We start from the raw sequence: 20,014 nt of genomic DNA, 5'->3' as shown, positions 1-20,014 counted from the left end.
AACCTCGATATCGGATTCATCAACGGATCTGCCGCCACGATTGCCGCCCACAGGGCCGTGGCATGTAAAGCGGATCAGCGCCGGCCGCACGCAGCACGAACGTACACTGGCTGGCCTGCAGCATCTTGTCGACCGTGCACCCCGTGTCGCCAGGCTTGCAGGGCGTAAGCTTGGGCACAAAGATGTTGGTGTCCTTCACTGGCGGCCCTTGGCTGAGGTCACCTTTCTTGGTCAGGGCGACACCACCGCAGTTGCCTGTGCACAGCGCTTCCCCGCCGATGGTTGGGCTCAAGCCGGACATCTGGCCACCACCGGTCAGCAGATTGAGACCGTACAGCCAGTTCACGCCACCGCCGCTGCCGCAGATGGCGGTACCTGGCACATAGGACGTGAAGAACACGATGCCGTTCTGCACACGGGGGTTGCCGACGAAGCGTTCGCCTTCGACTGCCGATCCAGCCTGCAGGTCCACATACCAGCCGCGGGCCGAACCGTAGTTCACCGCATTGCGGGTGACATCACGCAATTGATAGCCGCTGGCCGATGTGCCGGTAGTGATCACCTGCTGTACCAGGTTGTCGCGCGTGCCAACCGCACTGGCAAGGTTATCCCAGATGCCATACAGCGACTGCACTGGCGAGGTGCTGCTCACCGCATTGTCATCGGCGGCGAAATACTGGCCGGTACCGAAGAACAGACTGATGCCGCCGCCCGGACCCGTGCTGATCTCGATGCCGCTCATGATCGGCTGCGGGCTGTTATTGCGCGTAGCGGTGAACAGCGGCGTTCCAGACAGGGCGATGTTCCAATCGGTCGGATCGGTGCTGGAAAGATCGAACTTCCAGATATTGCCCTGCATGTCACCGCCATACACAGTGTCGGTGATGCCATCATTGTTCTTCAACGCCACCGTGGCGATGTTGATCAGGCCATTGCGTGCCGCGTACTTGGCACCTACCGGCGAAAGCCGCTTGAGCACCTTGCCGGTCTGGATATCAACCACGAACAGCGCTGCCTTGCCGCTGGTGGAGTTGACGCCATTGCCGAAGATCGCAACGAAGCGTGGCGAAGCGTTGGCATCGGCGCCCTTTACCGCCACCACAGCCGGCTTGCCCAGCACAAACCCGAGATCCGACTCTGTCTTCCCCGAGACTTCCCACAACACACTCGATGCACCGAACGCGGTCGGATCGCTGACATTCAGCGCGAACACGGAGCCATTGCCTACGCTCGTCGCATTGGGCGCCTTGCTGGAACCACCACCACCCGTGGTGCCCACCAGCACCGTGTTCCAGGCATCCCCGTAGTAGACGTCGGACGACGTCAGTGGGCCATCCACGTAGTAGCGATGCCCATACTTGGGGTTGGCCAGCTCGGCAATGTGCTGCATGGCAGCTGACGGAATGAAGGCCAGTTCTTCGGTACCGCCGGATGCTCCATTCGAACCGTTGAAACCATGCACCATGCCGTCATTGGCGCCAACATAGATCATCGTCGGCGGCCCCGATGTCGCGCGCTTCGCTTTCAGGAAGACGTCATAAGACGTGCCCAGCGTCGCCTTCCACTTGACTGTCGACTGCCTCGCCCAGCCTGCATAGCCGAAGTCATCCGTTTTGGAGACGATCTCGGTGGTGGAATTGACGATGTCACCCAACGGCGAAGTACGCGAACGGAGCCCGCTCACCGCCGCGCCGCGCAGATAGTTGACCAGGGTGGTCGAGGTCTGATTCGCGAACCATGCAGGAATCGAGTCACTGAATCCCAATGCCGACAGCTTCGCCCGCTCATCATTGCCCGGCAGATTGGTGGCCAGGAACTCGTTCGCATTGACCGGGGTCACCGTGCCATCGGACGCGGTCTTGGTCGGGGACGTCGCCATGTAGATGCGGCGCGTGGCACTGCCGATGTTGCTGGACGCCTTCCACAGCACGGCTCCGTCCGCACCCTGGCCGTCGACCTGGGTGGCAATGACATCACCGGTCCAGTCCACAGTGCCAGAGGGCACGCTGTAATGGGACGATACGGTGAACGAGTTGGTCGAAATGCGCGCGCCACTGCCGCTACCACCGACCGGCGCATCACCTTCCGCTGCGCTGTTGAAGATCGCCTCCAGCGCCTCCTTCAGTTTGGTCGGATTGCGTGCCAGGAAGTAGTTATCCGGCACCCCTGGCTTCTTGCTGTCCCACTTCTTACCGGCCGGGACACCGTACTTGGCGGCATACCACAGCGGGCTCTGCAGCTGGCCCGCCGCAGTGGTAGAGGCCTTGTACTTGATGACTACCGGCCTCTGCCAGTTGCTCGGGAAGTTGTTTGTGCTGGTCAGCACGGAGCCATTGCTATTGCCAGGACGCAGCGCCAGACGTTGCACGGTGCTGGAGGCATTTGACCCTGTGATCGTGTAGCCCGTCAGCATTGCGTTGCCAGCGTACGCCGACAGGTTCTCGATCCGGATGAGCACTTCATCCTCCTCGACCTTGCCGGCCAAAGTCGTGCCGATCCAATCCACCCCTTTGTTTGCAGTTGTGTAGTCGCACAGTCGCGTATTGCCCGCGGCACTGTTGCTCACTTTCGCATCAGCACGCCAGCAGATGTTGTTGAAGGTGCCGGTATCGTTGCACGCGGCGCCCACGCAGTAGCTCAGCATGGCAACGACGTCGTTGTCATGGTCATTGCCCCACAGCGAGTCTTCCCACACCAGCGAGAAGCTGCCGGACTTCGCATCTGTCCGGTAGGGACGGCCATAGACCAGCTTCCCGCCAGTGTCGTTGGCCTGCTTGGTGCCAATGCCGACCGAGCCCAGGAAGCAGCTGCGCCAGCCAGCACTTGTTGCCGTTGCGCCGCCGGTGTTGTTCGCCTGGCAGAGCGGGGCCAGTCCGATCTTGCTGTTGCCCACCGCAATTTCGAACTGCGGGAGATTTTCCGCCATGGCAACGGCGTAGGTGGTGGCGGTGACCTTGTACGTGCTTGGCTTGTTCTGCACGTTGGGACGCAGATCGGTCTCCGCGGCCGCCTTGGCCAGCCCCGCCATCAGGAAGCTGCCTTCCATGGAGGGAATGTCCGGGCAGATGCCGCGCGCCTTGCTGAGGCTACCGATTGTCTGGCCCTGGCAGATATCACTGTGGGTATCAAGCGAAGCACCGCGCGGTGTATCACCCACGCGACCGATCATGTAGCTCTTGCCAGCGATTCCTTCGGCCGTGCCGACTGCATCCGTCGCGGACACCGCAGACGCAAGGCCGGTCACGGAACCGACGTTGTCGCTGTCAAAGGACGGCAGGCCCGACGATAGCACCAGGATATTGCAGGTCGCACAATAAGAGTTGCCACCTTCTGCGGGCAGGCGGTAGGGATCCTTCCAGCTGATATTGGTTGGCAGCCCACTGAGATCTCCGCTGTCACTATAGACCTTGGAACCCGCAGTGATGTAGCGCAGCGCCTCCGCATACATTTCCGCCAATGGATTGCCCCAGGCACTGCACTTCTGGCCTCCGGTCCCCGGATCGGTCAGATTGCCATTTCCCTTCTGGTCCTGGCGATTGAGAATGCCGTAGGTGTTGCAGTCATTCCAGTTGTTGGACCAGTTCCAGTTGTCCAGACGGAAGCTTGAAATCGCGTTGATCACGCCCTCATCGTCGGCCTTGGCGTTTCCCGTCAGATTCAGGTAGCAGAACTGCCCCGTAGACAGGTCGATTTCATCACCCACGCCGCAGAACTTCGTCCCGTTGCCCGCGATCTTGCCGATGTTCCGCCGCAGGACACCGCCATCCCGCGGATTGGCGTAGGTTCCCGTCACGAGCCCAAAGCGCAGTCGCCCGCTCTCACCGTAGGTCTGCAGCAGCCCGGCCGGCTTGAAACGGTCGGTGATGCCATCGTTGTATTTCCGGCAGAAACTCTCACGCACCGTTGAGCTGGCATCACACACTTCCACGCGCACGGTGTAGTCCGTGGCTGAGCGGGGAATGTCCGCGTAGCCATCGGCGTTGCTGGCTCGTCCGGTATCGCACTGGTTGCTGGCTGTCGAGGCCCACTCGCCCAGTGCACCTTCGGCCACGCGCATCAGCGGCGCCCCGGTTGCAGAACGGGTCACACTGCAGAAGCTGAAGGTTGTCCCGCTTCCAGCAAGGTTGGCGAACTCGCGAAGATCCGATCCACTGTAGACCTTGACCCACGCATGCAGATCGCTGGGGATCGGCGCCCGCTCCAACACCGTCTTTTCCTTCGTATCGGTGAAGCGCTGGCCGCCGTACAGCACGTAGCGCATCACATCCAGGCGACTCATCGTCACCCAGTTGAGGAAGTTGCCCGACCACGCGCCGCTGCAGCTGTGCTTGTTGGCGCCCTTTGCCTCTGCACTGGCCTTGAAGACACCGCTGTTGTACGAGTAACAGAGGTTGTAATCGAAGTAGCCTGAGTAATCGAACTTGTCCTGGTAGGTGGTGTCCAGCACCCCGTCCCCGTCCAGGTCGCTGTAATCGCTGTAGGCCTTGTTGAACAGCTGCTCGTCACGCGACATCACCATCATCATCAATGGCGGCTGGCTCTGCTTGCTGTACAGCGGCTCCTGCGCGATGTCGTAGTCACCAAGCGCAGCCTGCAGCGGAATGATCAACGCGGCAAGGCCGGCAAGCGCAGCAACACCCACACCGGCCCGCAGCCAGGTGGAGGAACGAAGTCGAAGGAAACGGCGCTCGCTGTTCATGGGATGAAGATCGTATCGATGACCGCACTGGCGGACGCATTGGAGGGATCGTCACTGGCAAGCGCCGTGACCTGGTAGATGTTCCCGGTTTCTTCGTTCTGTCGGCCGCCGGTGCGCCGGCTGGACGCTGCAAAGCACTTGTCGATGCGACGCGTATAGGTGGACTTGGTCTCACTGAGACCATCGGCCCACGTCTGCGGATCGTAGGAGGGACTGCATTCCTCCTGGCTGGCCTTGAAGATGCCCCCGTCAGCCAGCGCCTTCTCGATGGATTTCTCGGTCTGCCGGGCGTCGGCCTCAGCGTTCTGGAAGGCAACGTTGCTGCGCAGATAGTTGGCAGCCATCCGTTCCTGCATGCTTGTGACCTGCATGCCGGCGATGCCCAGCAGGGCCATCAGCACCAGCATGATCAGCACGACGTACAGCACCGCGCCGCGCTGGGAACGCGGTGAATGCAGAGAATGGCGGCGGGCGGGATGGGTACGCATGGTGGCCTCAGTTGCCATACAGGCGATTGCGCAGAGCGATCGTGCTCTGGTAGGCGGCGCGCATGCGGCCGTCAGAAGGCGCGGTGTAGGTCACGCCGAGCGCGGTCAGCGGCGTACTTGAACTGGCCTGGACAGATGCGGCCGGGTCTGGACTGGACACCACCAGCCCCAGTTGCACCGTGCCCACGCGCTGCCAGCCACGCGAGGCCGGCACGATGGAGGCCTGAACATCGGTCGCGGTACCCTGGCGATCAATGTAGCCGGTCGGCGACACCGTGCTCAGACCGTGATCCTGGCCATACAGCAATTGCATGTTCTCCACGCCCTCGACCAGCGCCTCTGCTGGTCCCGCGACCAAGGCAGCACCGGGCTTGGCGGTGAATCGAAGGCGATACAGCGACGATTGCTTGGTCGTAGCGTCGTAGCCCACGTACAGGATCGACGTCTCGGCGCGATACAGCACCGCCTGGCCGGGCTGGTAGTTGCGGGCGATGGCCACGTCGTTGTTGGGTGCGGTGCCCACCGTCACGGTGCCGGCCTTTGCATCGATCGCACGAGCCTGGAAGACCGTGGCGGAAATGCAGTCGGCCACACCGAACAGCCCCGGGTCGGTAACTCCGCTATCAAGCACGGCAAGACGTTTGGGATCAAAGCTGAAAACCGGCTGGGCAACCGTACCGGCTACCGCCGTGACCGGCACACCGGTGGGCACCAGATAGCGCAGAGCGACGATATCGCTGCCGTCGACCCGGTTCTTGATGGCCGCGGCGAACTCACTCGGCAACGCCGGGGAGTACTTGTCGCCCCCCGTTGACGGCGTTGCCGCCAACGTCACCGCGTCGCCCGGCTTGGTATTCGTTGCTTCGTAGCCCTGGATCGACCGCGCAAAGTCCAGCGCGGGGTGGCCTCCCGCAGCGAAGGTGGTTGCCAAGGTGCCCTGCGGATCATGCGCCTGATCGTTCACGCAGCCGAAGTGTCCCGCCATGCGCAGTTCGCGTTGCAGGGAATCCATCGCGAAACGGCTGTTCTCCTGGACCCGCGCCAGCCCTTCAGACAGCTGGTAGGCCGTGCGTGAAGCGGCGAACACCTGGACCACGCCCAGCATGATGATCAGGCCGATGGTCAGGGCGATCATCAACTCGATCAGCGACAGGCCACTCATCGTTTGGCGGGAGCGCATTCTGGTCATCACAGCAGGCTCTCCGCAGCAAAGGTGGTGTCAGCCTTCGAATCGGGATTCCAACGCTCATCGCCCCAACTGACCGACACCCGTACCCGGCCGTCATTGACGGTTACCGTTCCGGATGCCGAGTCACCCAGTGCGCGGCCCAGGCGGCAGCGCCAGTCGCGGGTGAAGTCATCCTTGCCGATATCCTTGCCAATGGACGGCGCGCAGTCACCCTTGCCGGTGGTAGCAGCATAGGTACCGGCATAGCTGAGCGCGTTGATCCGGTTAGCCCGGATCTGATCAAGCAGTTCGTACCCCAGGTTGGTGGCCTGGGTGCGGTAGTTCGCGCTCTGGACGAACCGCACATTCATCGTCTGCAGCAGCGCGAAGCCCAGCAGGCCGATACCCATCACCAGGATCGCGATCATGACCTCGATCAGGGTGAAACCGCCCTGCGCCGTACGGTGCGGCTGGAAGCCGATCTTTCTCATGAGCAACTCTCCTTCAACAGCCTCACCTGTCCCGTAGGCGATATGCGCAGCGTTCGCTGCAGGGGCTGGTCGCCACACTTTTCAGGGCGCAGTGTCACATCCACTTCCGCGTTGGCGCGATTGCGGCCACGGCCATCGAAGCCGATGCTCAACGTTTCGGTTGCGGACTTCATCGTTGGGCGACCTTCGCTGTAGCGCAGCACGTTCTCACCGGAATCAAGCGACCCGTTCCCGTTGCGATCCTCCCAGACCATCCAGCCGTCGGCCCAGCTGCTGCCATCACATTCTTTGCCCGCTGTGGATGCGCATACAGCCCCGCCACGCGTGTTCTTTATTGCCTCGGAACGGGCAAGTGCCAGCGACGCGATCAGTTCGTTGGTCGTCGTGGCCACACGATTTGAGCGGATCGTACTCTGGAAGCTGGGATACGCGATGGTGCTCAGGATCGCCAGGACGGCAACCGTGACCATTAACTCAACCAGCGTAAAGCCGTTTTGCCGGCGCAAAGACATTGGACGCTCCCCAGCGTGTTGATGGCCACGATGGGCCATCGCCCTGCCACCGGCAAGCGGCGGCAGGATGAACGGTCATTCCGGGGCGACGGGCGTCAAGGCCTTGACGACCCGCCCTCCCCTGCCTGTACCGGCGCGATCCCCATCGCGCCGGCGCAGACTCAGGCCAGCACCTGATAGCAGGGCTGGTATTCGCCGGAGATCTTCATCCGGCGCTGTTCGACGAAGGCACGCAGCAGCGCGTCCAGGGCCTGCATCATGTCCGGGTCGCCATGGATCTGGAACGGCCCGAACTGCTCGATGCGGCGCATGCCGTCTTCCTTCACGTTGCCGGCCACGATGCCCGAGAACGCCCGGCGCAGGTCGGCCGCCAGCGCGTGCGGGGCACGCCCGTGGTGCAGGTCCAGCGCGGCCATCGCCTCGTGGGTCGGCACGAACGGCTGCTGGTACTCCCACGGAATCTCGATCGACCAGTTGAAGAAGAACGAGTCCTTCTGCGCCAGGCGGTGCTCGCGCACGCGCTTGATGCCGTTGGCCATTTTCTTTGCCACCGCCACCGGGTCGCCGATGACGATCTCGTAGCGCTCGGCGGCCGCATCACCCAGGGTCAGGCGGATGAACCGGTCGATCTGCTCGAAGTACGGCGCCGCCACCGTCGGGCCGGTCAGGATCAGCGGGAACGGCAGGTCCTTGTTTTCCTCGCGCAGCAGAATGCCGAGCAGGTACAGGATTTCCTCAGCCGTGCCTACACCACCGGCGAACACGATGATGCCGTGGCCGATGCGGACGAAGGCCTCCAGGCGCTTCTCGATGTCCGGCATGATCACCAGGTGGTTGACGATCGGATTCGGCGACTCGGCCGCGATGATGCCCGGCTCGGTCAGGCCGATGTAACGCGTCACGGTACGGCGCTGCTTGGCATGGGCAATGGTGGCGCCCTTCATCGGGCCCTTCATCGCGCCCGGACCGCAGCCGGTGCAGATGTCCAGGCCGCGCAGGCCCAGCTCATAGCCCACCTGCTTGGTGTACAGGTACTCGTCGCGCGAGATCGAGTGGCCGCCCCAGCAGACGACCAGATTCGGGTCACCGGGGTTCAGGATGCGCGCGTTGCGCAGCAGGCCGAACACCGCATTGGTGATGCCCTCGGACGACTCCAGCTCGGCCGCGTAGGCCGGGCCCATCTCGATGGCCATGTAGGCCAGGTCACGCACCACCGCGAACAACAGTTCGGCGACGCCGCGGATGATCTCGCCGTCGACGAAAGCCATCGCCGGTGCATTGACCAGGTCGATGCGCACGCCTCGATCCTGCTGCGCCACCTGGATGTCGAAATCGGGATACAGATCGCGCGCCGCGCGCGGATCGTCAGAAGCACTGCCGCTGGTCAGCACAGCCAGTGCGCAGCGGCGCAGCAGCTCGTGCATGCCGCCGGCAGACGCATCGCGCAGCCGGGCCACTTCGGCCCGCGACAGCACATCCAGCCCACCGCGCGGGTAGATCCGCGCGTCCTGCACCGGCAGTGCACGGGCTGATTTTTCGTTCGTGGTCATGTCCAATTTTTCGCTTCCTTCAAGGTTTCCGACTGTACTGCCGCCCCCTTAAAAAGCAAAACGGCCGGGAAGCCCGACCGTTGGATGTGTGCTTCCCGCGTTCGCCTTTCCGGGACCGCATCGGCGGCGTTGGCACCGCGCACATCTCTGGATGCTACGCCGATGCCAGGTGACCTGCAAGGACTTTCGCCTGAACGGAAAACGGCCGGGTTTCCCCGGCCGTTTTCACTTACTGCTTCAAGCTCTGATGGATCAGAACTTGTACTTCACGGTCAGCTGCATCGACCAGCGCGACACGGCGGTGTTGCCCTTGTCGTTGTTGTTTTCCTGGACCGAGGAATCGTCCGCACCGGTGAACGAGTACACGTACTTGCCGGTGGCCGGATCGATACCCGCGAAGTTGCCCACGCGACGGGTGGCATAGAAGCCGTAGTCGTCGATCAGGCCCCACTTCTTGTTGAGCAGGTTGCCGACATTCATGATGTCCAGCGCGATCTCACCCTTGTGGGTCTTCGCGAAGCCCGGGAACTCCTGGCTGATGCGGACATCGAAGCTGTTGACCCACTTGGCGCGGTGCTGGTTGGCCGGCACCGTGCTGCCACGATAGGCATCGAGTTCCGGGTTCTGCGCCAGCCAGTCGAAGAACTTCTTCTCCATGTCCACGCCGCCCACGAACAGCACGTCACCCGGGCCCTTCGGCACGTAGAACAGGTCGTTGCCGATTGCGCTGTCACCGTTGGCATCGTTGTAGAACACGTAGCTGTACGGACGGCCCGAACGGCCTTCATAGAACAGGCCGACGCGGGTGGCGTTGTCACCGAAGAAGTTGTGCTTCCACTCCAGGGTACCGGTGATACGGTCCTTGATCGCATAGCGCGAGTTGTACGCGATGTTCTCGTTGGCGTTCAGGATCTGGGTGTTGTTCCAGTTCGAGGTGTTCTGCGAGCTGGTCAGCGGGCTCACTTCCTTCGACTGGGTGTAGGTGTAACCCAGCGACCAGCCCCAGTTCTCGGTCAGCGGCTTGGCCAGCGAGAAGGTCGCCTGGCTGCCACGGCCCTTGTTGGTGTTGCGCAGGAGCAGCACGTCGCCGATGTTGTTCGGGCGGTAGTTGCGGTTCAGCACGCCATTGGTGCCGTTCTCCATGCCCAGATTGTCACCGGTGCGGCTGTCGATCTTGCTGTTGGCCTGGTTCAGGCCCTTGTCGTTCCAGTAGATCTCACGACCGTCCTGTGCGGACACGTAGGTCGGGCCATTGCCCTTGCCATTGGTCAGGTCCAGACGCTCGAAGTACAGGCCATCCTTGACCTTGGTGAACAGCAGTTCGGCCGACGCCACGATGCCGTACCACGGCAGCTCGTGATCGAACGCCAGGTTGGCCTTCCACACCGACGGCAGGCGGGTGCCCGGATTGATGATGTCGACGTTCTGGCGCGCAACGATACGCGACGGGTCCGGAATGAACGGATTATCGGCATCGACACTGAAGCCACCCGGATTACCCGGAACGTTGTACTCGACGTAGTTCAGGCCGGTGTTCTGGTAGGCACCTGCCAGCCACACGTTCGGGGCGGCGCCGCCGAACAGGCCCACGCCGCCGCGCAGCTGGGTCGGGCGATCGCTGTCGAAGGTGTAGTTGAAGCCAACGCGCGGCTGGATCAGGCTCTTGTCCACCAGCTTGGTGTTGTTGTAGCCATACAGCGCCTGGATGTCGGCGTTGTACTTGGTCTGGCTGGTGAAGTCCGGGATGTCCACGCGGACGCCGAACATCAGGCTCAGGTTGTAGTTGATCGCCCAGGTGTCCTGGATGAACAGACCGGTGTTCTTCAGGTGGAACTTGGCCGGAATGTCATCCAGGCTGCCGCCCGGACGCGGAACGCGCAGCTGGTAGCCGTTCGCGGTGCCCTTCAGGAACGAGGCCAGGTCACGGAAGTCATACGCGCCGTACAGGTTGCGGCCGTAGAAGTTCATCAGGTCGTTGTCGGTGTAATCGAAACCGAACTTGATGGTGTGGTCACCGACGTACCAGGTACCGGCACCGAAGGCACTCAGCTCCTTCGACTCGACCAGGTTGGTGTGGGTATTCTGCTCGGTACCCAGGTACAGCGAATTGCTGCCGAAGCGGACGCGCATCTGCGGCAGGTGCGAAGCCGCGACGCGGTTGGACGAGTAGTCCTTGTGCGAAACCTTGAACTCGGTCGAGAAGTTCTCGGACCAGTCGCTGAACAGTTCACCCATCCAGGTTTCGTATTCGGTCGGCTGGGTGTACCAGAAGTCGCTCAGCGACAGCGCGCTGCTGCTGACCTGCGGGAAGCGGACGACGTCCTGCTTCATCTTGTTGTAGCGCAGGGCTGCACGATGGTTCTCGTTGATGTTCCAGTCCAGCTTGACCGCGTACTCTTCGATCTCGGTCTTGTTGTTCAGGTCGCTGACGCTACCCACCGGATGACCCAGTTCCGCCATGCGCTTCTGCACGGCCGAGATGTCGGCGTCGCTGATGCCACCCTTCGCCGGATCCTTGTTGTACGGGCTTTCGCTCAGGCTGACGCCGCCGCCGCTGCGCTCATACTTTTCGTAGTTGGTGAAGAAGAACAGCTTGTCCTTGACGATCGGGCCGCCGAAGGTCATGCCGTAGGTCTTCTCGTCCTTGAAGCCGTTGAAGTCCGTACGATCACCTTCCAGGCGCGAGCGGACCATGTCCTTGTCGCGGTACGAACCGTACACGGTGCCGTGGAATTCGTTGGTACCCGACTTGGTCACGGCGTTGATCACCGCACCGGTGCCACCGGCGATGGTGGTGTCGTAGTTGGCCAGGTCGATGTTGATTTCCTGGATGGCGTCCATCGACACCGGCTGACGCTCGGTCGGCAGGTTGTTGGAGCCCAGGCCGAACGGGTCGGAGGCACTGATGCCGTCGATGCGGATGGCGTTGTAACGGGTGTTCTGGCCACCGGCCGAGATCGCACCGTCAGCCTTGCTGACCTGCGAGATGCGCGGGTCCAGGCGGATGTAGTCCTGGATGTTGCGGTTGGCCGACGGCAGCGCGTCCATCGTTTCGCGCGTCACGTTGGTGCCGGTACCCATCTTGGTGGCGCTGAACAGGTCCAGGCCGCCGGCGGTGGCGACAACGTTCACGGCGTCCAGGTTGGTGGCAGCCAGGTCACCGCCCAGGTTGGCATTGACCGTGTTGACCTGGTTCAGGTTCAGGTAGACACCTTCTTCGGTCTTGGTGCCTTCACCGGACTTGGTGATGGTGATGGTGTACGGGCCACCCACGCGCAGGCCGCGCGCGTTGTAGCGACCCGACGCATCGGTGGTGGCACGCGAAACGGTGCCCGACTCGGTGTGGGTGATGGTGACTTCAGCACCAGCAACAGGCTGGCCTGCGGCGGACATCACCTGGCCGCCGACACCGGCAGAGGTGCTCTGGGCGAAGGCGGGAGCGGCGGCGAGCGCAGCCACGAGACCAAGGGTGAGCTTGGACATCCGGAGTGGGTGGGTCATTTTTCGGTAGCCTCGATGCGAGTTGGCGATGGCGGAAAAAAAAGCGCATCCAAACAGCCCTGCGGGTGGCTGGTTGGACATTTATCTGGGGTTCCCTACCGCTTGGCTGAAGGAAGCCACAACGGTTAACACTAGATTAACACGCTACGCCATCAATGTGACGGTTGTGCGACAAACGGCACCGGATCGCAACGCAATCGTGACGGGTTCTTCACTCCGCCTTTCCCCGGGATCTACTCGCCGGGGGGCGCCTCGCTGGCATCGAGAATCTGGCCGCGCCAGGTAGCGCCAGCACCGGACAACAGGGTCACGGCCGCGGCGGCGGCGGCCTCCGGGCCTTGCGCGGCCGGGTCCTGGTCTACGGAATAGGCCCGGGCCCGCAAGGCCGTGCGCAGCGGGCCGGGGTACAGGCCACTCACCCTTACCGGGCTGCGGCCGAGCTCGTCGTGCAGGCTGGCGATCAGGCCACGCAGGCCGTGCTGGGCCACACCGTAACCGCCCCAGTAGGCCTGACCGACCCGCTCGGGGGCATCGACCGCAAACACCAGCGCCGCATCTTCGCGCTGCCGCAGCAGCGGCAGGCAGGCCTGGGCCAGCCAGGCGGGCGCAGTCAGGGTGACGTGCACCGCACGGGCGAAACTGGCTGGGTCTGCCAGCTCAAACGGGGTCAGGCCCGGGAAGTGAGCGGCACAGACCAGCAGGCCATCCAGGCGCCCCAGCTCGCGCTGCAGGGCCTGGGCCAGCTCGGCATAGTCGTCGGGGCCCGCGCCTTCCAGGTCCAGCGGATACAGCAGCGGCTCCGGGCCGACCGCCTGCACCTGGGCGTAGACACGGTCCAGGCGGCGAGGCTTGCGGCCCAGCAGAACCACGGTGGCCCCGGCGGCCGCAGCAGCCACTGCCGCCGCACAACCCAACCCGCCACCGGCACCGGCGACCAGCACCACGCGATCCTGCAACGGGCGGCCATCGAGCGCCCCGTCGGTCGGTGACGTCGATGGCCAGGCACTCATCCCTGGGTCGCCTCTTCGACGATGCGCTTGAGCTCGCCGGCTTCGAACAGCTCCAGCACGATGTCACAGCCGCCAATCAACTCACCGTTGATGAACAGCTGCGGGAAAGTCGGCAGGTTGGAAAAACGCGGCAGGTTGGCGCGGATCTCGGGCTCTTCCAGCACGTTGACGGTGCGCAGGGTGACTGCGCCGGCCGCCATCAACGCCTGTACGGCGCGGCTGGAGAAGCCGCACATCGGGTATTGCGGGGTGCCCTTCATGAACAGCACGAGCGGGTAACGATCGACCTCGGCCTGGATTTGCTGCATTACCGCCACAACCACACTCCTTGCTTCGCCGGACAAACCGACCGTGATGGTCGGCTAGACTGCCCACGGTAGCCGCCATTGTAAGCGGATGGAACCGGCTGCCGCCGCCCCCTGGCCACGAACCTGTCCATGCCTGTCGAATTGCCCGCCCTGCCCTATCTTCCCGGCTCCCTGCAGCCGCACCTGTCCGCACAGACCGTGGAACTGCATCACGGCCGCCACCATCGCGCCTATGTGGATGCCGTCAACGCCGGCATTCTCGGCACCGAGTGGGAGGAAGCGTCGCTGGAGGAGATCGTCCGCCACGCCCAGGGCACGCTGTTCGATGCCGCCGCCCAGGCCTGGAACCATGCCTTCTACTGGCAGTGCCTGCGCCCGCGCGGCGGCGGTGAGCCGCAGGGGCGACTGGGCGAACTGGTCAAGCGCCAGTTCGGCGACGTGCAGCGCCTGCGCGAGGAATTCAACCGCACCGCGCTGGGCCTGTTCGGCTCCGGCTGGGTCTGGCTGGTGCAGCATCCGGGCGGGCAGCTGGGCCTGCAGGCCACCCGCAATGCAGGCACGCCATTGACCGGTGAAAGCACCCCGCTGCTGTGCTGCGACGTCTGGGAGCACGCTTACTACACCGACTACCAGAACGATCGCGCGCGGTATCTGGACGCGTTCTGGCAGATGGTCAACTGGGAATTTGCCGAAAGCCAGCTGCGCTGACCCCTGTAGAGCCGAGCCCATGCCCGGCTGCTGTCCGGCCAGCCGAGCATGGGCTCGGCTCTACAGATCAGGCATCACGCGCTCTCGTGCGCGGCCACGGCGTCCATCACGCGCGCCGAGTACACCAGCGCCGCACCGGCGTTCAGCGACACCGCCACACCGAGCGCCTCGGCGATCTCCTCGCGGCTGGCGCCGTGCTTCAGCGCGGCATCCACGTGCACGGTGATGCAGCCGTCGCAGCGGGTGGTCACGGCCACCGCCAGCGCGATCAGCTCGCGGGTCTTGGCATCGAGGTGGTTGGTCTGGGCACCGGCGTTGGCCAGCGTGGCATAGCCCTTGACCGTGTCCGGCGAGAGCTTGCCGATCTCGCCGATACGACCCTTAAGCTCCTTGCGGTAGGCATTCCAGTCGAGCATGGGGATGACTCCTGTGAAAGGAGCTCCACGCTACCACCGGGAATGTTGCGCCGATGCCTGCACCGGCGCGTCACAGCGTTGCACTGCCGGCCAGCGGCCGGCACTACCGGGCTCAGCGATTGCGCAGCGCGTGTACCGCCGGTGCCACCTGGGCCTGGCGATCCAGCTCCAGGCCGACCTGGTCCAGCGCATCGGCCAATGCAGCGGCATCATCGTCGCGCAACGTGGCGTGGCCGACCTTGCGGCCTTCGCGCGGCTCCTTGCCGTAGTCGTGCCAATGGCCACTGGCCTGCGCCAGCACCGGCGCCGGGTCGGGCATCGCGCCCAACCAGTTCAGCATGCAGGCATGGCCGAGCATGCGGGTGCTGCCCAGCGGCAGGCCCAGCACCGCACGCAGATGGTTCTCGAACTGCGAGGTCTCGCTGCCTTCGATGGTCCAGTGGCCGGAGTTGTGCACGCGCGGTGCCATCTCGTTGGCCAGCAGTTCGCCGTCACGACAGAACAGCTCCAGTGCGAACACGCCCACATACTGCAGGTGCTCGGCGACGCGGCGGGCATAGCCGATCGCGGCCTGCTGATCGGCATCGGACAGCACGGCCGGGGCCACGCTGGCCGACAGCACGCCGTCGACATGCCAGTTGCCGGTGACCGGCCAGGCCTCGAAGCCGCCATCGCGGCCACGCACAGCGACCACACTGACCTCGCGCTGGAAGGCAACGAAGCCTTCCAGGATCAGCCCGGTGCGCTCGACCTGTGCGCCAAGCGCGTCCCATGCAGCGTCGATGTCGGCTTCGCTGCGCAGGCGGAACTGGCCCTTGCCGTCGTAACCGAGGCGGCGGGTCTTGAGGATGCACGGCAGGCCGAACTCGGCGGCCTTCGCGACCAACTCGTCACGGCTGCGGATATCGGCAAAGGCGGGCAGCGGAATGCCCAACTGCTGGAACAGGGTCTTCTCGCTCAACCGGTCCTGGGCCACCGCCAGCGCAGCCGGCGGCGGGTAGACCGGCACGCGGTCGGCCAGGAACTGCGCGCTGTCGGCAGGCACGTTCTCGAAATCGAAGGTGACCACGTCCACCTTGGCGGCGAAATCCGCCAACGCCTGGCGGTCATCGAAGGCACCGACGGTGAGCGGCGCCAGCGGGCCGCTGCAGGCGTCGGCTGCCGGGTCGTACAGTTCGAAGCGCAATCCCAGCGGCGCACCGGCCAGGACCATCATGCGGGCGAGCTGACCGCCGCCCAGGATGCCGACGGTCAGGCTCATTGGCGCGGATCGTCGTGGGCCATCACGTCTTCGGTCTGGCGTGCACGGAAGGCGTCGAGCGCCTGGCCGATCGCCGGCTGGTCGCTGGCCAGCATCGCTGCGGCGAACAGCGCGGCGTTGGAGGCGCCGGCATTGCCGATGGCGAAAGTAGCGACCGGGATGCCGGCCGGCATCTGCACGATCGACAGCAGCGAGTCCATGCCGTTGAGGGCCTTGGACTGAACTGGCACGCCCAGCACCGGAACCGCGGTCTTGGCGGCGATCATGCCCGGCAGGTGGGCGGCACCGCCGGCACCGGCGATGATCGCGCGCAGGCCACGCGGGCCCGCCTGCTCGGCGTAGCTGAACAACACATCCGGCGTCCGATGCGCGGACACCACCTTCACTTCGAACGGAACACCCAGGGCTTCAAGCTTCTGGGCGGCGTGCTGCATGGTTTCCCAGTCGGAACGGGAACCCATGACGATGCCGACAAGCGGCGCGATCGGGTTGGGGGTCATTGGCCGTCACCTGCCTTAAAGACGTATTCTAGCCATCTTCCACGCAAGACGAAGAACCATGGATCGCAAGCTGCTCGACCTGCTGGTGTCGCCGGACACCCGCCAGCCCCTGTCCCTGCTGGATGGCAAGGGCTTGGAAGCCCTCAACAAGGCCATTTCCGCCGGCGCGGTGAACAAGGCCGATGGCAACCCGCTGGCGCAGCCGCTGCGCGAAGCGCTGGTCACCCGCGACCGCAAGCAGGTCTTCCGCGTTGACGACGGCATCCCGGTGCTGCTGGCCGAGGAAGCCATCCCCACCGCCCAGATCGCCGACTTCCCGGCCGCATGAGCGCGCTGCCGACGCCGGATGCGGCCGTTGTCGCCGCCGATGTCGCGCGTGCGCTGGCCGAGGACCTGGGCAGCGGCGACGTCACCGCTGCGCTGTTGCCCGACCAGGCTGACAGCGCGTACCTGCTGTGCAAGCAGGACGGGGTGATCGCCGGTCGCCCCTGGTTCGACGCCACCCACCGCGCGCTCGACCCGGATGTGCGCATTGAATGGCGTGTCTCCGAAGGTGACGCGGTCACTGCCGGCACCGTGCTGGCCCTGCTGCATGGGCGCAGCCGCAGCCTGGTGAGCGCCGAGCGCACCTCGCTGAACTTCCTGCAGACGCTGTCCGGCACCGCCACCACCACCGCGCGTTACGTGGCGGCGGTGGCCGGCACCGGCACGCGCATCCTCGACACCCGCAAGACCCTGCCCGGCCTGCGCCTGGCGCAGAAGTACGCAGTGCGTTGTGGCGGCGGCGAGAACCACCGCTTCGGCCTGTACGACACGGTGATGCTGAAGGAAAACCACATCCGCGCTGCCGGTTCGCTGCCCGCAGCCGTGGCTGCCGCGCGCCGGCAATGGCCCGCGCTGCCCCTGGTGGTCGAGGTGGAGGATCTGGCGCAGCTGCGCCAGGCGCTGGAAGCCGGTTGCGAACGCATCCTGCTGGATGACTTCAGCCCGGACCTGCGCCGCGAGGCCGTGCGCATTACCGCCGGCCGCATTCCGCTGGAAGTGTCCGGCAGCGTGGGCCTGGGCGGCCTGCGTTCGATCGCCGAGGACGGCGTGGACTGCATCTCCATTGGTGGCCTGACCAAGCACGTGCAGGCGATTGACCTGTCGTTGAAGCTGGGCCCGCCGCCGGGCTGAGGCCTACGTGACCTTGTAGCGCCGAGCCCACGCTCGGCTGCTTCTCGATCTGCGGCGCGCCCTGCACGCGCTTCGCGCGATAAGCCGATCTACCGCTTCGCTCGCCGGGCATGGCCCGGCGCTACCGGCTTGGCGGCCTTCACGGCTCGGCCACGCCTGCCTCTGCGACGCTGCCGGCATCCCCCACAGGAGCCGCGCATGCGCCGGATGCTCTTGCCTGCCTGTCTGCTGCTCGCGGCAGCCCCCTTGTCCGCAGCGGCCGCCGAAGCCTGCGATGTGCCACCGCGCTTCGGCCTGAGTCCGCTGGCGGTGGCCATCCGCAACACTGCCTGCAACGAGCACCGGCTCTGGTACCGGCCCTTCATCGACCGCGATGGCCGCGCCGCCAGCCTCAGTGTCACCGAGGCCGAAAGCGATCACCTGGCCGACAACGGCCTGATCGCCTGGCAGCGCGTGGCCGGCTACTGGCGCAACAGCGGCACGCTCAACGCGATGGGCAGCATCGCGGGTGCCAGCAGCTGCCTGGCACCGCTGGGCACCCGCTACACCGACAGCGACTGCCGTGCCTTCCTGGTCGACAACCCGTGGTCGGCCGCGTTCATTTCCTGGGTGATGGTGCAGTCCGGCGTTCCCGGCTTCAACACGTCGCCGCGCCATATCGACTACATCCGCGCCGCGTACCAGGGCGGCCCCTCGGGCGTGCCGTACCGGCTGGTCGATCCCGCGACCGCAAAGCCCGCGCCCGGCGACCTGCTCTGCTTCCTGCGCGACCGCAGCACCACGCTCAGCTACAGCGGGCTGGTGCAGGCGCTGGGCAACGGTTCGGTGGGCCACTGGAAATCGCATTGCGAAGTGGTGGTGGCTGCCAACCTGGGGGGCGACCAGACCCTGTACCTGGTCGGTGGCAACGTCATGAACACCGTGGCGATGCGGTTGCTGCAGCTGGACCGCACCGGGCTGATCAAGTTGCCTCCGGCACGCGAACGCAACAGCACCGGCATCGACCCCAGCTGCACGCCCGGCCGCGAGGACGAATGCAGCTTCAACCGCCAGGACTGGGCAGCGCTGCTGCAGTTGACCGCCACATCACCGCTGGTGATGCCGTCACCAACTGCGACGCCAATGCAGCCCGCGCCTGCGCCGCAGCCGGTCGTCATACCGCCTCAACCAGTCTCTGCTGGTCCACAACCGACGCGGTGATGCCAGGCGCTTGATCCAGCGCGCGTTCGCCGCCATCTTTGCGGGATCGACCTCTGACGGCTGACGCCATGCCCACCCTGCTGCTGTTGCTGATTGCCGGCGGAATCATCTATTTCTTCTGGAATGCCGCACGTTCGGCCGCCGAGCGCGCGGTCGAACTGGGGCGCAATGCCTGCCGCGCCGCCGATGTGCAATGGTTGGACCAGGCGGTGCACGCCACCGGCCTGCGCCTGTCGCGCGGCGAGGATGGCCGACTCGGCTTCGAGCGCACCTTCAAGTTCGAGTATTCCTACGATGGCATCGATCGCCATGTAGGCCGCATGGTGCTGCGCGGCGATCAGCTGATCTCATTCACTGGCCCGGGCGCGGCGCGGATCAGCCAGATCCGCGCAGATGTGGACGATGCCGAGGATGTGTAGGACCTGAAGGTGTGCCGACCAACGGTCGGCACCCACACAATTCCGGCACCCGCCGATAAATCCTGCAAAGGAAAACGCCGCCCATCGGGGCGGCGTCGGAAACATTACTTGACCACGCGCAGGTTCGGGCGCCCCTTCGGCGGCGGACTGGCCGGCGGCGTATCGTCCGGCGGCGTGCCTTCCTCGTGCAGCAGCTCGTCGCTGGTCGGCGCGGTTTCGTTGCCCGGAATGTCATCCGGCAATGCCATGCCCTGCCCGGTCTCGCGGGCGTAGACGGCCAGCACGGCGCTGATCGGTACCTGCACCGGGTAGCTGGTGCCGGAGAAGCGCGCCGAGAAGCTCACCATCTCGTTGTCGATCATCAGCCGCACGACGGCACGTTCGGCGATGTTGAGCACGACCCGGCCATCCTTGACCGCCGAAGGCGGGACCTGCACGCCGGGAACGCCGGCGTCGACCAGGATGTGCGGGGTCAGCTGGTTGTCGTTGATCCATTCCACCAGCGCCCGCAGCAGGTACGGGCGGTGGCTGGTCATGTGGAAGAAGTCTTCGGTCATGCGTGAAGTGTACGCGCCCGGCGCCCTGCCGGGGCGGATCGCCTGCACGC

The 20,014-nt window shown here is 64.7% G+C and carries 18 protein-coding genes; 5 read left to right on the top strand and 13 right to left on the bottom strand.

What is annotated here, in order from left to right; all coding sequences use genetic code 11:
- Positions 1-19: 19 nt before the first annotated feature.
- The 9 genes from M1L61_RS07590 to grxD all read right to left on the bottom strand — a co-directional run bounded on the left by M1L61_RS07590 (position 20) and on the right by grxD (position 13,736).
- Complete coding sequence (locus M1L61_RS07590; RefSeq protein WP_100051432.1) at positions 20-4,699, bottom strand: PilC/PilY family type IV pilus protein; 4,680 nt, start codon at positions 4,697-4,699, stop codon at positions 20-22.
- On the bottom strand, positions 4,696-5,187 hold the full coding sequence (locus M1L61_RS07585; protein ID WP_043400485.1) for a PilX N-terminal domain-containing pilus assembly protein: 492 nt from the start codon (positions 5,185-5,187) through the stop codon (positions 4,696-4,698). Before M1L61_RS07585 ends, M1L61_RS07590 begins: the two co-directional genes overlap by 4 nt.
- Before the next feature lie 7 nt (positions 5,188-5,194).
- The gene (locus M1L61_RS07580; protein ID WP_308822315.1) at positions 5,195-6,367 is read right to left on the bottom strand and encodes a PilW family protein; all 1,173 of its coding nucleotides are present in this window, start codon (positions 6,365-6,367) and stop codon (positions 5,195-5,197) included.
- Positions 6,368-6,375: 8 nt separating this feature from the next.
- A complete protein-coding gene (gene pilV, locus M1L61_RS07575) occupies positions 6,376-6,846 on the bottom strand; it encodes a type IV pilus modification protein PilV (protein WP_043400479.1) in 471 nt (156 codons plus the stop codon).
- The gene (locus M1L61_RS07570; RefSeq protein WP_248854518.1) at positions 6,843-7,358 is read right to left on the bottom strand and encodes a Tfp pilus assembly protein FimT/FimU; all 516 of its coding nucleotides are present in this window, start codon (positions 7,356-7,358) and stop codon (positions 6,843-6,845) included. Before M1L61_RS07570 ends, pilV begins: the two co-directional genes overlap by 4 nt.
- Before the next feature lie 161 nt (positions 7,359-7,519).
- Positions 7,520-8,908, bottom strand: coding sequence for a nucleotide 5'-monophosphate nucleosidase PpnN (gene ppnN, locus M1L61_RS07565; protein WP_010486098.1), 1,389 nt, complete (start codon positions 8,906-8,908; stop codon positions 7,520-7,522).
- A 252-nt stretch (positions 8,909-9,160) separates the two neighbouring features.
- The gene (locus M1L61_RS07560) at positions 9,161-12,409 is read right to left on the bottom strand and encodes a TonB-dependent receptor (RefSeq protein WP_248854517.1); all 3,249 of its coding nucleotides are present in this window, start codon (positions 12,407-12,409) and stop codon (positions 9,161-9,163) included.
- A gap of 233 nt (positions 12,410-12,642) precedes the next feature.
- Positions 12,643-13,419: an SDR family NAD(P)-dependent oxidoreductase gene (locus M1L61_RS07555; RefSeq protein WP_010486100.1), complete on the bottom strand. Its 777-nt coding sequence runs from the start codon at positions 13,417-13,419 to the stop codon at positions 12,643-12,645.
- On the bottom strand, positions 13,416-13,736 hold the full coding sequence (gene grxD, locus M1L61_RS07550; protein ID WP_005408852.1) for a Grx4 family monothiol glutaredoxin: 321 nt from the start codon (positions 13,734-13,736) through the stop codon (positions 13,416-13,418). The genes M1L61_RS07555 and grxD overlap by 4 nt, the downstream gene beginning before the upstream one ends.
- A gap of 120 nt (positions 13,737-13,856) precedes the next feature.
- Here grxD and M1L61_RS07545 point away from each other — a divergent pair, with 120 nt between their 5' ends.
- Positions 13,857-14,435 (top strand): superoxide dismutase, encoded by a 579-nt coding sequence (locus tag M1L61_RS07545; protein WP_019337156.1) that lies wholly within the window; start codon positions 13,857-13,859, stop codon positions 14,433-14,435.
- A gap of 74 nt (positions 14,436-14,509) precedes the next feature.
- Here the strand turns inward: M1L61_RS07545 and M1L61_RS07540 are convergent, their stop codons facing one another.
- From M1L61_RS07540 to purE, 3 genes are all read right to left on the bottom strand, one after another.
- The gene (locus M1L61_RS07540; protein WP_004152082.1) at positions 14,510-14,851 is read right to left on the bottom strand and encodes a carboxymuconolactone decarboxylase family protein; all 342 of its coding nucleotides are present in this window, start codon (positions 14,849-14,851) and stop codon (positions 14,510-14,512) included.
- A 112-nt stretch (positions 14,852-14,963) separates the two neighbouring features.
- A complete protein-coding gene (locus M1L61_RS07535) occupies positions 14,964-16,112 on the bottom strand; it encodes a 5-(carboxyamino)imidazole ribonucleotide synthase (RefSeq protein ID WP_049455525.1) in 1,149 nt (382 codons plus the stop codon).
- Complete coding sequence (gene purE, locus M1L61_RS07530; RefSeq protein WP_005412808.1) at positions 16,109-16,612, bottom strand: 5-(carboxyamino)imidazole ribonucleotide mutase; 504 nt, start codon at positions 16,610-16,612, stop codon at positions 16,109-16,111. Before purE ends, M1L61_RS07535 begins: the two co-directional genes overlap by 4 nt.
- A 58-nt stretch (positions 16,613-16,670) precedes the next feature.
- Here purE and M1L61_RS07525 point away from each other — a divergent pair, with 58 nt between their 5' ends.
- The 4 genes from M1L61_RS07525 (at position 16,671) to M1L61_RS07510 (ending at position 19,407) form a co-directional block, all read left to right on the top strand.
- Positions 16,671-16,940 carry a Trm112 family protein gene (locus tag M1L61_RS07525; protein WP_005408847.1) on the top strand — a complete coding sequence of 90 codons (270 nt, stop codon included), beginning with the start codon at positions 16,671-16,673 and terminating at the stop codon, positions 16,938-16,940.
- Positions 16,937-17,788, top strand: coding sequence for a carboxylating nicotinate-nucleotide diphosphorylase (gene nadC / locus M1L61_RS07520; RefSeq protein ID WP_248854516.1), 852 nt, complete (start codon positions 16,937-16,939; stop codon positions 17,786-17,788). The genes M1L61_RS07525 and nadC overlap by 4 nt, the downstream gene beginning before the upstream one ends.
- A 198-nt stretch (positions 17,789-17,986) precedes the next feature.
- Positions 17,987-18,988, top strand: coding sequence for a DUF2272 domain-containing protein (locus M1L61_RS07515; RefSeq protein WP_197643815.1), 1,002 nt, complete (start codon positions 17,987-17,989; stop codon positions 18,986-18,988).
- A 68-nt stretch (positions 18,989-19,056) separates the two neighbouring features.
- Positions 19,057-19,407, top strand: coding sequence for a DUF3301 domain-containing protein (locus M1L61_RS07510; RefSeq protein ID WP_005408844.1), 351 nt, complete (start codon positions 19,057-19,059; stop codon positions 19,405-19,407).
- Between the two features lie 104 nt (positions 19,408-19,511).
- On the opposite strand, the gene M1L61_RS07505 is transcribed toward M1L61_RS07510, so the two are convergent.
- Entirely contained in the window at positions 19,512-19,964 is a 453-nt protein-coding gene (locus tag M1L61_RS07505; RefSeq protein WP_005412806.1) for a ClpXP protease specificity-enhancing factor, read from the bottom strand.
- Positions 19,965-20,014: the final 50 nt, after the last annotated feature.

It is taken from the genome of Stenotrophomonas sp. NY11291 (assembly GCF_023277365.1).
GTDB lineage: Bacteria > Pseudomonadota > Gammaproteobacteria > Xanthomonadales > Xanthomonadaceae > Stenotrophomonas > Stenotrophomonas geniculata.
Note: the sequence above shows the minus strand (reverse complement) of the source record. Positions and strands in the feature narration are given on the sequence as shown.